Origin of the sequence: Cronbergia sp. UHCC 0137 (assembly GCF_034932285.1) — a bacterium.
Lineage (GTDB): Bacteria > Cyanobacteriota > Cyanobacteriia > Cyanobacteriales > Nostocaceae > Cronbergia.
Window position 1 is genome coordinate 18,881 of the sequence record NZ_JAYGHC010000052.1, and the last position, 15,912, is coordinate 34,792.

Sequence of the window (15,912 nt, forward strand, 5' to 3'; positions counted from 1 at the left end):
CCCCTGCCCCCTGCCCCCTGCCTCCTGCCCCCCTACCCCCTGCCCATGCAAATTCCCCGCTTACATCCAGATACAATCGAAGAAGTGAAACACCGGGCTGATATTGTCGATGTAGTATCAGATTATGTTGTTTTGCGTAAACGAGGGAAGGATTTTGTCGGTTTATGCCCTTTCCATAATGAAAAAAGCCCTAGTTTCACAGTTACGCCCAGCAAACAAATGTATTATTGCTTCGGCTGTCAAGCTGCGGGGAATGGGATTAAATTTTTAATGGAATTGGGTAAACGACAATTTACCGAAGTAGTTCTAGATTTAGCAAGACGTTACCAAGTACCAGTCAAAACCTTAGAACCTGAACAAAGACAAGAATTACAACGTCAGTTATCTCTACGTGAGCAGTTATATCAGGTTTTGGCTTCCACCGCCAACTTTTATCAACACGCCCTCAAGACATCTCCCGGAGAAAAGGCGATGGAGTATTTACGAGAAAGTCGCCAATTTAAAGCTGAAACAATAGAACAATTCGGTTTAGGTTATGCCCCCGCAGGTTGGGAAACTCTCTATCATTATTTAGTAGATAATAAACATTACCCTGCACAATTGTTAGAACAGGCAGGTTTAATAAAATCGCGTAAAGAAGGGGGCGGATATTATGATGTATTTCGCGATCGCTTAATGATTCCCATCCGTGATACTCAGGGTAGAGTTATTGCCTTTGGTGGTAGAACTTTAACGGATGAACAACCAAAATACTTAAATTCACCGGAAACCGAACTTTTTAGTAAAGGTAAAACCTTATTCGCCATTGATCAAGCCAAAGACGGGATTTCTAAACTCGATCAAGCAGTAGTTGTAGAGGGATATTTTGATGCGATCGCTCTCCATGCAGCCGGAATTAATAATGCCGTTGCGTCCTTGGGTACAGCCTTGAGTGTAGAACAAGTCAGGCTCATTTTACGTTACACCGAATCCAAACAACTTGTACTTAATTTTGATGCCGATAAAGCTGGAACTAACGCCACAGAAAGAGCAATTGGTGAACTTACATCACTAGCATATAAAGGCGAAGTACAATTAAAAATTCTCAATATTCCTGACGGTAAAGATGCAGATGAATACCTGCGTAGCCATACAACAGAAGACTACCAGCAACTACTAACAACCGCCCCACTATGGTTAAATTGGCAGATTCAGCAAATTATTCAAAATAGAAATTTAAAGCAAGCAACCGACTTTCAACAAGTCACCCAACAAATAGTAAAACTTCTAAAAAATATAGTTAATCGTGATACCCTTAATTATTATATTTCCTACTGTGCTGAAATTCTCAGTTTAGGAGATACCAAACTTATACCCCTGCGAGTTGAAAATCTTTTAACTCAAATTTCCCCTGCTAGTGTTCAAACTTCCATCCAGAGATATAGCAAGCAGAAACCCATTAAACCCAATTTATCGGCAGTTCCAACCAAACGTACCTTACTAGAACTAGCAGAAGCGTTATTACTACAAATTTATTTACATTGTCCAGAACAACGTCAATTTATATCTAACGAACTAGAAACACGGAATCTAGAATTTAGTCTTTCCCATCATCGTTATTTATGGAGACAAATTTCTGAGTTAACAACAAATATAGATGATTTAATTTCCAGTTTACAAAATAGATATTTAGAATTAGGTGAAGACCTAGAATTAATTTCCCATATATTTCATTTAAATGAAAAAAACAGCAAAGAAATATTGCGGACTCCCCAAGTTATTCAAACAGCGCTTGCTTGTATAGAAATAGCATTAAGAGAAAAACGCTGTAGTCACTTTTTAGAACTTTGGGAAAAAACCGACCCAGAGACAGAACCAGAGCGTTTTAAATCCTATTATCAAGCCTTTTATACAGAAAAACAGCAAATCCAAGAACTAGATAAACAAAGGCTATTTACTATCACTGATTTATTTTAGTTAGTGGAAATAGATATCCGACTCAATACTTGTCGGTTAAGCAAATTCGTGAACCAAAAACCTTTGTAGAGACTTTGTAGAGACGTTCCATGGAACGTCTCTACCTTCTTTAACTAAAAAATCCGTAATTTTTAGCCAAAATCCTGTAAAATTTTGGAAAGGGAAGAGGAAAAAATAATGGCTGATATTGTTGATATTGCGGTTGGTGCTGAATCTTTTAAAACCTTAGTGGCTGCTGTTCAAGCTGCGGGTTTAGTAGAAACCTTAAAAAGTCCTGGACCCTTCACGGTATTTGCACCTAATGATGATGCTTTTGCCAAATTACCACCAGGAACGATCGCTACTTTATTGCAAAATATTCCCCAACTAGCTAGAATTTTAAAGTATCATGTTGTCGCTGGAAAGCTCACCCAGACTGACTTGGCAACCATTGGTACAGTCACCTCTGTAGAAGGTTCACCAATTAAAATTAATTGTGATCATGGTTTTGAAGTCAAAAATGCCACAGTATTAGCAGCCGATATTCTCGCTGACAATGGGGTGATTCATGTAATTGACACAGTAATTTTGATGGGTTGAATCAGTTTGGGTGGGAAATACCCACCTTACTATTTTTCTAATTCTAACTCCTGACTCCTGACTCCTGACTCCTGACTCCTAACCAATAGCAATTCTTTAAATTGTATAAATAAATCCTGATAAAACCCTCTTTTTATGCTAGTTTAAGTGATGTTAGCAGAAAAACTATTGATCTTATTCTATTTTTAATTAAAATGCTAACATTATACCCCAAAAACTAATGTTTGATTTCAACACTTTAGCTGAGTTTTCCCGTACTAACTGTGGCGGCATTTGTGCATTTTTGATTCCCTCCATTATAAGTGCTACATTATTGACAATAATCCTCACAGTAGTCGGTCGTCCAACATCTCAAGTATTTTTATCTGCCGGGTTTGCCAGTTTATTATCTGGGATTATGGTCTTCCACGTTTACACCTGGCTGATAATTGGTGTAGTCATGCTTCCTACTTATATTTTGTTATCACTGGCAGTTAGCTGTTTGGTGATAAATTTAGGATTAGTTTTATTAAAAATTAGTGATTGGCAATTAGTGGATTTACGGATTAGAGAACGGGCAATAGATAAATAGAGAATCTGGGGATCGTATTAAACTGCTATTGATCCCCTAAACAGCGTGATTTAGCTGAAATATACCGTATGTATACTGTTTTGTTAGAGAACTACTTAAATTAAAATTTAATTAAATATATAAATTTAATTAAGAAATTCCATGGGAATCTGCCATTACTCAATTATGATTCTGGAAGATTCACCAGAAGAACGCTCATTATACTGCCATTATTTAAGCCAGGATAAACTTGCCACATATAATGTAATTGAGGTTGTGTCAGGATTAGAAGCATTGACGCAACTATCTCAAACCAGTCCAGACTTAATACTTCTAGACTATCAACTGGCAGATATCAATATATGGGAATTTTTGAATCAGTTGCGGTTACAATTTAGTAGCTTGCAAATTCCAGTGATCATGTTAGCAGAGCAGACAGACGAAGCGATCGCTGTTCAAGCTATGAAAGCTGGTGTATATGATTATATAGTCAAAAGCAAACTCACCTCTACTGGACTCTGCCGTGCTGTTCATAGCGTGCTAGAAAAAACCCACCTCATCAAGCAAATTCGGATGCAGGAGCAACAACAACAGTTGTTAGCTGGGATATCACTCCGTATTCGTCAGTTTTTGCACTTAGAGGAAATTCTGGAAACAGCAGTTCAAGAGATTCGGGAATTTCTGAAGGCTGATCGGGTAATAGTATACCAGTTTGATCCGCAGATGAGTGGTAAAATAGTTGCCGAGTCAGTATTACCCCAGTGGAAAAATTTACTAAATATTCAGATTGAAGATACTTGTTTTCGAGAAAATCAAGGAATAGCTGACGGGAATGACAAAATTCGGGCAATTTGTGATATTTATCATAGTGAATTAACAGATTGCCATATCCAACTACTGGAGCAATTTCAAGTTAAAGCCAATCTTATTGTACCCATTTTACTAAAAAAAGAAACAGAGAGCAGAAAAAGAAACCTAACATCATCAGAGTTGCCTACTTCTAAATCTTCTTCCCAAGTGCTTTGGGGCTTACTGATTGTTCACCAATGCAGCACGACACGTCAGTGGGAGACAAACGAACTTGATCTACTCCAGCAACTTTCTGTCCAGCTATCTATTGCTATCCAACAGGCAGAACTTTATAAAAATCTTCAAACCCTCAACGCTTCGTTACAACAGAAAGTAGAAGAACGCACCAGGGAACTAATAGCCAGCGAGCATAAATTTCGAGCTATTTTCGATAATACCTTTCAATTTACTGGACTGCTGACAACCGAGGGAATTTTAGTCGAAGCCAACCAGACAGCCTTAAACTTTGGCGGAATCAAACTAGAAGATGTCGTAAATCGACCATTCTGGGAAGCTGATTGGTGGAAAATTTCCCAGGCAAATCAGGACAGATTAAGACAAGCGATCGCTCGTGCAGCCCAAAATGAGTTTATCCGCTACGAAGTAGATGTATTAGGTGCTGGGGGTGAGATAGCCACCATAGATTTTTCCCTCCGTCCCCTCAAAGATGAAACAGGACAGGTGGTAATGCTGATTTCAGAGGGGAGAAATATTAGCGAACGGAAAAAAGCAGAACAGGCATTTCAGGAAAGCCAAATTCTTTTGCAATTGGTCATAGATAGCTTACCTATCGCCATCTTTTGGAAAGACCGAAATAGTCGTTACCTGGGCTGTAACCGCCAACTACTTTTAGATGCCGGACTATCATCACCAGCAGAAATCATCGGTAAAACAGACTTTGATATGGTCTGGCGACAACAGGCAGCACTTTATCAAGAAGGCGATCGCATCGTCATGGATTTGGGACAGCCCAAGTTCAATATAGAAGAACCATTTACAAAATGTGGTGGTATTCACAGATGGTTACGCACTAACAAAGTCCCCCTGCACAACCCTAATGGTGAGATTATAGGCGTTCTGGTCAGTTACGAAGATATTACAGAACGTAAACAGACTCAACAGGCATTACAGGAAAGCGAACAACGCTATGTAACTCTAGCAGCATCAGCCCCCGTTGGTATTTACCGCACCGATACCCAAGGGAATTGTTTGTATGTGAATAATCGTTGGTGTGTAAATACTGGCTTGCAACTTCAAGAAGCTGCTGAATACGGATGGAAAAGAGCATTACACCCAGAAGATAGAGATATGGTTGAGGCGCAATGGAATCACCTGATCCAAACCGGTCAAACCTTTTCTTTAGAATATCGGTTAGTGCGATCAGATGGGGAGGAAACCTGGGTATTTGGGCAAGCTGTTCCAGAAAAGAACCCAGAAGGAACCGTAACAGGCTACGTGGGGACAATAACCGATATCAGCCCTCGTAAAAAGTCCGAAAACGCACTCAGAGACAGTGAAGAGAAATTTCGGCAATTTGCAGAAAACAGTCGAGAAGTAATGTTGCTTCGTCAGATAGATTCTGGAGAATTACTTTATGTCAACCCTGTTTATGAGGAAATCTGGGGAAAAACCACTAAAAGTTTGTATGAAAATCCTGATTCTTGGAAAGCTAGTATGCACCCAGATGATGTTGAGCGCGTTGGGGCTACCTATCAAGCCACCAGTAAAGAGGGATTTTTTAACGAGGAGTATCGCATTATTCGACCTGATGGAGGGATCCGGTGGATATGGGGGCGATGTTTCCCCATCAGGGATACGGCTGGAGAGATTTACCGCATTGGGGCGATCGCCGAAGATATTACAGAACGTAAACAAAGAGAAGAGGAGCGCGATCGCTTCGCGCGCCAAAAAAATCACCTCTTAGAAGTTTTAGCAGCCCAAAATCAAACTTTAGAAGCCCAAGTCACCCAACGCACAGCAGAACTACAACAAAGTGAAAAACGCTTCCGTAATCTAGTCGAAACTTCTAGTGATTGGATTTGGGAAATTAACGAGTCTGGCATTTACACCTATGCTAGTCCCCAAATTATTCATGTTTTGGGATATTCTCCAGCAGAAGTGTTAGGCAAAACTCCCTTTGATTTGATGCCACCAGAAGAAGCAGAAAGAGTATTGAAAGAGTTTATGAAATTCGTCGCAGTTCAAGCACCCTTTCAATGTTTAGAAAATACTAACCGCCATCAAGATGGACGACTAATTACTTTAGAATCAAGCGGAATTCCCATTTTTGATGAGGATAAACAATTTCGTGGCTATCGCGGTATGGCTCGGGATATCACAGCACGCAAACAGGCAGAAACCGCAATCCATCAAAACGAAGCCCGATTGCAGAGAATTACAGCCAATGCCCCTGGAGTAATGTATCAATATCTTCTCCATCCTGATAGTAGCCATGAATTTATCTATGTGAGCGATCGCTGTCGAGAAATGCATGAACTAGAACCAGCGACAATTCTTGAAAATGCCAACGCTATATTTAACATGACCCATCCAGAAGATATACCTTCTTTACAGGAGTCTATTTCCCGTTCAGCCTCTTCTTTACGCCAATGGTTATGGGAAGGCAGAATAATCACCCCATCAGGTCGTCTGAAATGGATACAGGGCGTTGCTCAACCTCAAAAACAAGCCAACGGCGATATTTTATGGGATGGATTAATTCTCGATATTAGCAGTCGCAAACAAATCGAAATCGCACTCCACAACCTGTCAGACCGATTGGATTTGGCGATTAAATCTGCTCAAATTGGCATCTGGGATTGGGATATCGTTAACGATTACCTCATCTGGGATGACAGGATGTACGAACTATATGGGGTAAACGCTTCCGACTTTAAAGGTGCTTACCAAGCATGGGAAGCAGGTTTGCATCCCGATGATATTTTATTTTGCCGCACCACAATTCAGCAAGCCATTGCCGGAGAAAGGGACTTCGAGCCTGAATTTAGGGTTGTGTGTCCTGATGGTACAATCAGATTTATCAAAGCCTACGCCCTCGTACAGCGTGACCCCCAAGGCAAAGCTCAACGAATGATCGGCATTAACTTTGACATTAGTGAGCGTAAAAAATCAGAAGCCAGGTTACAGTCCGCAGAAATCAAACTTCGCAACTTATCAGATCGCCTCAAGTTGGCAGTAAAATCAGCAAAGATTGGAATTTGGGACTTAGATTTGGTCAAGGATTCCCTGCTTTGGGATGATCGAATGTATCAACTTTTTGGTGTCTCTCGTCTGAATTTTGACCCAACTCAGGATGCCTGGGCAAAATTTGAAGCCCTCCTCTATCCTGAAGATCGAGTTAATGTCCGCGAAACTGTCCAAAAAATCATTATTGAGGAGAAAGAATTAGATACAGAATTTAGAATTATGCTGTCTGATGGCACAATTCGCATCATCAAAGCCTATGGACTCGTGCAGCGTAATAGCCAAGGGCAACCCCAACGCATCATCGGTATTAACTACGATATCAGCGATCGCAAACTAGCAGAAGCGGAAATTCTCCGCAGTCGAGATTTGCGAGAAGCAATTTTTAATGAATCAGCAGATGCCCTATTCCTAGTCGATGTAGAAACCCTCAAAACTATAGACTGTAATCAACGGGCAGTAAAGATGTTTGCAGCTAATGATAAAACTGACCTGATTGGGATTGAAGGACATCAGTTACAAAAGCAGCAATTCACCCCCGAAGAAATGCAATCAATTAACGATGATATAGAAAATCAAGGTTTTTGGAGTCGGGAAATTGAATACAAAACCTTCAAAGGTGAGTTATTTTGGGGGAACTTGGCCGCCAAGCAAATTACTGTAGCCGGTCAGAAGATGAACCTTGTCCGGGTGACGGATATTAGCGATCGCAAACTAGCAGAAGCTCAACTCCATCAAACAAATAAACAACTTGCTGCATCTAATGAACAACTTGCTCGCGCTACCCGTCTCAAAGATGAGTTTCTTGCTAACATGAGTCACGAACTCCGCACCCCCTTGAACGCCATTCTCGGACTCTCTGAAGGTTTGCAAGAGGAAGTATTTGGAGTAGTTACTGAAAAACAACGCCGGAGTTTACAAATCATTGAACGTAGCGGCACTCATCTGTTAGCATTAATTAACGACATCCTGGATTTATCGAAAATTGAAGCCGGGCAAGTGGAATTAGACTGCACGATGATAGACATTAATCAACTTTGTCAATCCAGTCTTTCCTTTATCAAACAACAAGCTTTCCAAAAACAAATTCAACTGGAAGTTAAGCTTCAACCCAATTTACCAGAACTAATGGTAGATGAACGGCGTATCCGACAAGTTTTGATTAATTTGCTCAATAATGCGGTGAAATTCACTCCAGAAGGAGGGTCTATCACCTTAACAGTCACACGGGAACAATATCCCCCAGAAACAGAGATTACCCATCTTCGAGATTTTATTAGAATTGCAGTGATTGATACAGGTATCGGGATAGCCCCAGAAAATCTCCATAAACTGTTTCAACCCTTCGTGCAAATTGATAGTTCTTTAAACCGCCAGTATAGTGGTACTGGTTTGGGGCTTTCTCTCGTTAAGCGAATTGTGGAAATGCACGGTGGACAGGTAGGGGTAAGCAGTCAAATCGGTGTAGGCAGTCGGTTCACTGCTGATTTACCCTGTAGTATTCCTGCTGGGTGTTTTTCTAAGTTGGTGAATCAAACATCTCCTGATTTAGATTCTCCTTTGATAGAAACGGCTGTCCAAACACCCCTAATTTTGCTGGCAGAAGATAACGAAAGCAACATCCTCACCATATCTAGTTATTTAGAGGCTAAGGGATACCGTCTGATTTTGGCAAACAACGGTCAGGAAGCGATCGCTCTTACCAAATCCCAATCTCCTGATGTAATTTTGATGGATATTCAAATGCCTGGAATGGATGGTTTAGAGGCTATTAAGCAGATTCGACTAGACCAAAAGTTCGTCAATATTCCCATCATTGCTTTGACAGCTTTAGCCATGCGAGGCGATCGAGAAAGATGTTTGGCGGCAGGTGCTAACGATTATCTCACAAAACCTGTATCACTCAAGGAATTGGCAACTATCATTAAACAGCTTTTATCGTGAGGAGTCAGGAGTCAGGAGTCAGGAGTCAGTTTTTGTAGGTTGGGTTAAGCGACAGCGCAACCCAACAAAAGCCCGTAAATGTTGGGTTTCCTAACGTCAAACGTCATTCGCCACAAGCCGGGAAACCCGTCCAAGGCGATGACTCCCCAACCTACCTGATTTAATGTTTTTAGCTTAACCGACAAGTATTGTTGTGGGATGGGCATACTTCGACTACTCTCAGTACAAGTCTTGCCCGTCCTAATTATTCAAATTAAATGCGGAACAGCTTAATAACAAACAGTCTTAAACTCTACAAAATTTGTTCCCGGATCATAAAGGGTATAAATCGCTTTTCCTAATTTTCGTCCCACATTACCCACCCCAATTACTTGACGAGGTGAAATAGTAACATTTACAGGAGATACAACACTATCGAGAGTTGTCACACCCGTAGTAATTGCACCTGCTTGTAACTGATATTGAAAAGCTAAACCAGAACGACCACAAAACAAATTATTAGCTTGCATTCTAGCTAATCTATCAAGCATTTCAATTGGGGAAGTTTCCGGTGTCAGTTCCTCATCAACACCTACCGTTGAACCGTGAATTAACAAACAATCTAATTCAAAAAAACCAAAGTCTAAATCCCGTAACCATTGCACAGTCGAACGAGATACACTATCCCATAATAACTTAACTGTATCTCCCTCATATTTTGCCATTAATTCACTACCTTCTCCACTTCCCCCCAAGCCATGTAAAATTAAACATTGTTCTTCCCACCAACCTTTACAAACCAAAGGTTCTAACTCCCCATATTTAGGATTACGCACCCTTTCTACTAATTCTTCAGTTTCTTGATTTGCTCCCACCAAATCTCCCAAAATATACAAAGCCTCTACGTTCACCTGATGCTTAATATCTGCCATTACAGCTTCATAAGCCACCAAATTACCTTCAACACCGCTTAAAATTGCCCACTTATTCATTTTATTTCTACTTTTTATTAGTTTCTTAGCTTTAATGATTAGGACGGTCAAAATCCCCACTCCACAATAGTTTAGGGACTTCTAACAAAAACACTCAAACCTTCATTCTTCTGCGTTCTCTGCGCCTCTGCGGTTAGTTAAATAATTTATTTTTTGCAAGTCCCTTGAGTAAATCTAAATATGCAATTTAGCGGCTAATTTTATCTAGTACAAACATGAGTAGGATCATCAGCCCGTTCTGCATATTCTAACCCTTGAGATAAACGCCAAGCAAAGATGGCTGGTAAACCTTTTTCAATAATCGCAGCACAGGTTTTTTGATAATTATACGCAACTTCCCGCAGCTTGACATTTTGTGTATCCGTGTCGTAAATTACATAAGTTGCATTGGGTCTCCCATGACGGGGTTCTCCTACAGAACCGACGTTAATAATTTGTTTTTGCGGTGCATTAAAACCAATTAATTTTTCTTCTATTTCCTCAGTTTTGACACGCACCTGCAAACTACTTGATTCTAAAGTACGGACGTAAGGAACATGAGTATGTCCACAAAAAAGCACGTCGGCGTTAACAGAAAGTACCCGTTCTAATGCTGCAAATGCGTCTAGTTCTGGTAATAAATACTCGTGATTACTGTGAGGACTACCATGAACAAAAACTAAATTTTCTTCCCGTAAATTCTGGGGTAATTGAGCTAAAAATTCTCTATTTTCTGGCTTAATTTCTTTATTTGTCCATTCGTGAGCTATTTGACCCCGTTTTTCAGCTAATAACGAAGGATAACTGCAATCACAAGCATTCAAACCTTCAATAATATCTTCATCCCAACAACCTACACAGGTGGGTATATTGAGTTGGCGAATTTTCGTCACTACTTCGTTAGGGTTGGGTCCATATCCTACTAAATCACCGAGACAAAAGATTTTATCGGCTTTTTCTTGTTCTATATCTAATAAAACTGCATCTAAGGCTTCTATATTACTATGAATACAGGATATAACTGCTATTTTCATTCAATGTTTTCCTCTAATAAAATCTGTTTTACCTGTTCTTGATATTGTCTCAGGGCTGCATCTGACAAATAACAATTTTCTAAAGTTTGTCTAATAGCAAACTCATCTAAGTTTTGTCCCCATACTTCTATACCACTAAAACGTTGAGGTCTACCTTCTAAATGGCGTGGTAGGTCTAATTCTAAAAAATCGGTTGCTGGTACACCCTCAACAAAATCACCATAAATTGATCTACCATCAGCAACGTCAAAAATTCCCTTGACACGGTTAATTTGACCATAAGCACCATGAGTTATTTCGTACCAAAACTCATTTAAGCTATCTTCGTCTATAACTTGACTACTACTAGGGGCGCGCCAAAGTTGTTTAGGGAAAATATTGGTGTCAATATCTGCCCCTGGAATAATGGTTTTTGCCCAGTTATGATATTCAGAATCTTTGAGGTGTGGTGGTAAAATGGCGACGGTTTGATAGGGTATATTTTTGAGTATTTGGGGAATTGCTGTTAATTCTAAGTAAAATCCTATTTCGATATAAGCAATATTGGCGGTTATTAGTTGGTTGTAAAATGCCATTTCTTCTCCATCACTAAAGACTTTCACTTGAGGAAATTCCGCAGCGATGCGTGTTTGGTCGATGGGAACTTTGCCAGCCCCAGGACTAAAGTAAATTATATTATCGGTAGTAGTGGTTTTTTGTAGCTGTTGAGAAATCCAGGTGGTTTTCCCGCAGCCAGTGAGTCCAGCAACAACGGTGATATTTGGTAGGTTCATAAGATAATGATAATCATTTTTAGGCATTTTGCCAAGTTGAGGTGGAAATAGGTTTTCTGGTTTTTCCTAACTCAATTGGGCTATAAAATTATCTTGCTAAAGCAAGGTATCCAAACCCTGTTTACGGACTAGATGTAGTAGCTTAAGAGCCGTGCCTGTAGGTCGTTTCTGTCCGATTTCCCATTTTTGAACTGTTGAGGGACTGATGTTTAAAATTGCAGCGAATACAGATTGGCTTACATGAGATGATTCACGAATTTGCTTAATTTGTTGGGGTTCTAGCGGTTCAATTGGAGGTAAACACAGGCGGTCAAATTCCCGTAATGTAACCTGACTCATTACACCAGCCTTGTGTAACCCTGTAGCAGTTTCGTGAACAGCTTCAAGAATTGCTGATTTCTTCTTCCGCATTGCAAATTACCTCTATCAATTCATCTTTTGCCCAACGGTTAAACCATCGGGTTTTGTAGATTGCCATACTTTTGTAGATTGCCATACTATAGACCTCTTGCATAAATACTTTGGTGTTGCTAAGAATATTCTTGAAAAGCTCACGCAAAGGCGCAGAGGCGCAAAGAAGAACTTGAAAATCACGACTTTTGTAAGAAGTCTTATTTTCCTTTAGTTGCAGTATAGCACTTGGTGATAGATTTTCCTAACTCAATTGGGCTACAAGTTGATTTTCTAATAGGGTTTGATTTGTCAATAGGTCTTCAACGGTAATTCTTAAAAAGCGTTGTTCGTCAATTTGAAATAAGATTTTAATACGATCGCTCCCTGGAAAACCTGGTGGTGTGAGTTGGGCAATGGTTTTCGCTCCGTCTTTGTCGTTTAGGGGTTTGACTGTGGTAGTATTGGCTTCCGTGCGGCGAGTAATTAAACGATCGCCATCAAAATAAACTTCGCTTCCTCCCGTTTCTACCCCCAATTCACCAATAATTAACTCGATGCTGGGTTGATTTTCGACGGAAGCACCCAAAAGTAATTCTACTGGCTGATTCATAGGGTAAGGCTGTCCGGCTTTAATGATGGAATGCCAACTGTGACGTTGTTGACGACGATCCCAATAACGTACACCGTAGCTATGATAGAGAAAGTCTTTGATTTCTATGCCTTGGGTGATTTGTAATGCTCCTTGAGCGATCGCTTCAAACGGACGTTCACACCGGATTTTTGCTGGCTCAAAATATTGCTCTATCCATGTCTGCACTGCTGGCAATTGCACAGATCCGCCAACTAACAAAACTGCATTAATATCATCTAGTTCTAATCCTTGACGACGGGCTTGTTGTAACAGCGTCATCATTGATTCATGTAATCGATCAAAAAATCCGTTTTCTTTGAGAATATCTACCAAGGTTTTGCGACTAAGTTCTAATTCATAACTTTCAAAAGTTTCATCATTAAAATAAAATTCACTAGCTTCGGTGTGGGTAGATAGCTCTATTTTTACCCGTTCTGCTAATCTAGTTGTTAAGGAAGTAACTGGTAATCCTTGGGTTTTAGCAAAGTAATCAACTATCCAATTATCAATATCTGTACCACCTAAGTTCTGCCCTGATTTGGCTAATACACGGGCGGTTTTGATCTTTTGTTTGGAGTTTTCTGCTAGGGATTTATTACCCCATTTTAACAGAAATCCTACAGGTTTGGTATTTGCTTGGGTATTTTGATCTAAACGCACTAAGGATAAATCTAAAGTCCCTCCACCAAAGTCAATAACTAAGACATTTTCTTGATCTACTAAACCATAACCCAAGGCGGCGGCGGTAGGTTCATCTAATATTCGCACCTGTTCAACTTTTAGGGATTGACAAGCATTACCTAACCAATAACGATAAGCTTCAAAACTGTCTACAGGTACGGTGATGATCAGAGAATCTAAGTTTCCTTGTTCATCTTTTAACTGTTCAATGATTTGATTTAAAAACCATTCTCCTACTTGTTCAAAGGTGATGGTTTTCCCGTCTAATTCTGGTAAAAAACCTTGGATATCTGCACCAATTCCCCGTTTAAAGCTGCGAAAAAATCTGTTGTCACTTTGCAGATCCAGTCCGCGATCGCGCACTTGTTGCCCGATTAAAATTTTACTCAGTGCTGCTTGTTCCACATACACTAAGCTAGGAATTAGTGGTGGATTGAGACTTTGCTGCATGGATAACCCTGGTAATGTCAAGGTTTCCGCCTGTTGGGTGACAGGGTTCCAACGGGTAACAACTGTGTTGCTTGTACCGAAATCAATTGCGATCGCCATAGTTTTTAGATTATCTCATGCCTGGGGGCAAAATTATTTTTTGGATTTTAATTAAATTTAGCGTTTGTTGTATTTCCAAAAGCGATATATTAATAGTCTCTGCTATGGGGTATTTTTTGTCTCCCAGAGAGGAATTAAGGCAATACTTCTCGGTTAAGGAGTGTAGAGACGTTCCATGGAACGTCTCTACAAGGGTTTTCGGCTCACAAATTTGCTTAACCGAGCAATATTGGGAATTAAGGGGTTTTTAAATTAACTATTTTATATCAGTATGTCTGTTTCTACTACGTTATCCCAATTGGTTGAAGTCCTTTTAGCCCAACCTGTGAATTTATCTGCATCTGCTTTAAGTCAAGTGTGCTGTGGTGTGGAAACTGATACTCGGAATTTACAACCGGGTCAAGTGTTTGTGGCTTTACGGGGTGAAAGGTTTGATGGACATGATTTTGTAGCTAGGGCGATCGCTCAAGGGGCAATTGCCGCTATTGTAGATTTTAATTATGAAAATTCTCAGTTTCCCCTGTTGCGAGTTGCTAACACTCTCCAAGCTTATCAACAAATTGCTCAGTGGTGGCGCAAACTCTTTTCAATCCCGGTGGTTGGGGTGACGGGTTCGGTAGGAAAAACGACAACTAAGGAATTGATTGCGGCTGTTTTAGGGACTCAGGGACAAGTTCATAAAACCTTTAGTAATTTTAATAACGAAATTGGTGTACCGAAAACACTGCTGGAATTGAATGAAAAACATGATTCTGCGGTGATTGAAATGGCAATGCGGGGTAGGGGACAAATTGCGGAACTAACTCAAATCGCTTGTCCAACAATTGGTGTAATTACAAATGTGGGGACAGCACATATTGAGTTACTGGGTTCAGAAATAGCGATCGCTGAGGCTAAATGCGAATTATTAGCAGAAATGTCTGGGGATAGTGTGGCGATTCTTAATCATGATAATCAGCTATTAATGGAGACAGCCGCCAAATTTTGGTCAGGAAAGGTGATTAGTTATGGTTTGTCTGGTGGTGATATTCAAGGAAGATTAATTGATAGTGAAACTGTGGAAGTAGCAGGAATGCGCTTACCTTTACCTTTAGCTGGTCGTCATAATGCGACTAATTTTTTAGCAGCTTTAGCAGTAGCCAAGGTATTAGAAATTGATTGGTCTTGTTTGCAAAATGGACTAATTGTGAATATGCCGACAGGGCGATCGCAACGCTTCACTTTACCCAATGATGTGTTAATTTTAGATGAAACTTATAATGCTGCCCCAGAAGCCATGTTAGCAGCTTTGCAGTTATTAGCAGATACTCCCGGAAAGCGGAAGATTGCCGTTTTAGGTGCAATGAAAGAATTAGGGGAAAGATCCCAACAATTACATCAACTGGTGGGGGAAATGGTGCAGAATCTCCATTTAGATGGGTTGCTGGTGTTGGTTGATGGACAAGATGCCCAAGCGATCGCTAATAGTGCCAAAGGTATTCCTAACGAGTGTTTTGCTACCCATGCCGATTTATTCAATAGATTAAAAACCTTTGTCCAAGAGGGCGATCGTCTACTATTTAAAGCTGCCCATTCTGTAGGATTAGATCAAGTTGTCAATCAATTACGGGCAGAATTTTCTAGAACTGGTCACGAAAAGACTTTTTCCGCAAATCCTGTTGACTGTTGACTGTTGACTCCTAGCAATACTTGTTGGTTAAGCTAAAAACATTAAATCAGGTAGGTTGGGTTGACGTTAGGAAACCCAACATTTACGGGCTTTTGTTGGTTTGCGCTGTCGCTTGACAATCAAGACAGTCTCTACAAGATCAGCGATCGC

General features: G+C 40.3%; 11 protein-coding genes. 5 read left to right on the plus strand and 6 right to left on the minus strand.

Features of this window, described 5'->3' with window-relative positions; all coding sequences use genetic code 11:
- Positions 1 to 45 precede the first annotated feature (45 nt).
- From dnaG to VB711_RS21055, 4 genes are all read left to right on the plus strand, one after another.
- Entirely contained in the window at positions 46 to 1,956 is a 1,911-nt protein-coding gene (dnaG, locus tag VB711_RS21040; protein ID WP_323288255.1) for a DNA primase, read from the plus strand.
- 177 nt (positions 1,957 to 2,133) lie between these two features.
- A complete protein-coding gene (locus tag VB711_RS21045) occupies positions 2,134 to 2,535 on the plus strand; it encodes a fasciclin domain-containing protein (protein WP_323288244.1) in 402 nt (133 codons plus the stop codon).
- 220 nt (positions 2,536 to 2,755) lie between these two features.
- On the plus strand, positions 2,756 to 3,106 hold the full coding sequence (locus VB711_RS21050; protein ID WP_323288245.1) for a hypothetical protein: 351 nt from the start codon (positions 2,756 to 2,758) through the stop codon (positions 3,104 to 3,106).
- A 165-nt stretch (positions 3,107 to 3,271) separates the two neighbouring features.
- Entirely contained in the window at positions 3,272 to 9,082 is a 5,811-nt protein-coding gene (locus tag VB711_RS21055; protein ID WP_323288246.1) for a PAS domain S-box protein, read from the plus strand.
- Positions 9,083 to 9,351: 269 nt separating this feature from the next.
- On the opposite strand, the gene VB711_RS21060 is transcribed toward VB711_RS21055, so the two are convergent.
- The 6 genes from VB711_RS21060 to VB711_RS21085 form a co-directional block, all read right to left on the minus strand.
- Positions 9,352 to 10,053 carry a metallophosphatase gene (locus VB711_RS21060; protein WP_323288247.1) on the minus strand — a complete coding sequence of 234 codons (702 nt, stop codon included), beginning with the start codon at positions 10,051 to 10,053 and terminating at the stop codon, positions 9,352 to 9,354.
- 200 nt (positions 10,054 to 10,253) lie between these two features.
- The gene (locus tag VB711_RS21065) at positions 10,254 to 11,066 is read right to left on the minus strand and encodes a metallophosphoesterase family protein (protein ID WP_323288248.1); all 813 of its coding nucleotides are present in this window, start codon (positions 11,064 to 11,066) and stop codon (positions 10,254 to 10,256) included.
- Entirely contained in the window at positions 11,063 to 11,839 is a 777-nt protein-coding gene (locus VB711_RS21070; RefSeq protein WP_323288250.1) for a GTP-binding protein, read from the minus strand. The genes VB711_RS21065 and VB711_RS21070 overlap by 4 nt, the downstream gene beginning before the upstream one ends.
- Before the next feature lie 96 nt (positions 11,840 to 11,935).
- Positions 11,936 to 12,250, minus strand: coding sequence for a DNA-binding transcriptional regulator (locus VB711_RS21075; protein ID WP_323288251.1), 315 nt, complete (start codon positions 12,248 to 12,250; stop codon positions 11,936 to 11,938).
- Positions 12,222 to 12,353, minus strand: a complete 132-nt coding sequence (locus VB711_RS21080) for a hypothetical protein (RefSeq protein ID WP_323288252.1) — start codon at positions 12,351 to 12,353, stop codon at positions 12,222 to 12,224. The genes VB711_RS21075 and VB711_RS21080 overlap by 29 nt, the downstream gene beginning before the upstream one ends.
- 141 nt (positions 12,354 to 12,494) lie before the next feature.
- Entirely contained in the window at positions 12,495 to 14,093 is a 1,599-nt protein-coding gene (locus VB711_RS21085; RefSeq protein ID WP_323288253.1) for an Hsp70 family protein, read from the minus strand.
- A 271-nt stretch (positions 14,094 to 14,364) separates the two neighbouring features.
- On the opposite strand from VB711_RS21085, the gene VB711_RS21090 reads away from it, so the two are divergent.
- Positions 14,365 to 15,762, plus strand: coding sequence for a UDP-N-acetylmuramoyl-tripeptide--D-alanyl-D-alanine ligase (locus VB711_RS21090; RefSeq protein WP_323288254.1), 1,398 nt, complete (start codon positions 14,365 to 14,367; stop codon positions 15,760 to 15,762).
- Positions 15,763 to 15,912 lie beyond the last annotated feature (150 nt).

Coding starts and splice junctions, on each gene's coding strand:
- VB711_RS21045 (WP_323288244.1), top strand. CDS start 2,134: ATGGCTGATATTGTTGATATTGCGGTTGGTGCTGAATCTTTTAAAACC.
- VB711_RS21065 (WP_323288248.1), bottom strand. CDS start 11,066: ATGAAAATAGCAGTTATATCCTGTATTCATAGTAATATAGAAGCCTTA.
- VB711_RS21050 (WP_323288245.1), top strand. CDS start 2,756: ATGTTTGATTTCAACACTTTAGCTGAGTTTTCCCGTACTAACTGTGGC.
- VB711_RS21070 (WP_323288250.1), bottom strand. CDS start 11,839: ATGAACCTACCAAATATCACCGTTGTTGCTGGACTCACTGGCTGCGGG.
- VB711_RS21060 (WP_323288247.1), bottom strand. CDS start 10,053: ATGAATAAGTGGGCAATTTTAAGCGGTGTTGAAGGTAATTTGGTGGCT.
- dnaG (WP_323288255.1), top strand. CDS start 46: ATGCAAATTCCCCGCTTACATCCAGATACAATCGAAGAAGTGAAACAC.
- VB711_RS21075 (WP_323288251.1), bottom strand. CDS start 12,250: ATGCGGAAGAAGAAATCAGCAATTCTTGAAGCTGTTCACGAAACTGCT.
- VB711_RS21055 (WP_323288246.1), top strand. CDS start 3,272: ATGATTCTGGAAGATTCACCAGAAGAACGCTCATTATACTGCCATTAT.
- VB711_RS21090 (WP_323288254.1), top strand. CDS start 14,365: ATGTCTGTTTCTACTACGTTATCCCAATTGGTTGAAGTCCTTTTAGCC.
- VB711_RS21085 (WP_323288253.1), bottom strand. CDS start 14,093: ATGGCGATCGCAATTGATTTCGGTACAAGCAACACAGTTGTTACCCGT.
- VB711_RS21080 (WP_323288252.1), bottom strand. CDS start 12,353: ATGCAAGAGGTCTATAGTATGGCAATCTACAAAAGTATGGCAATCTAC.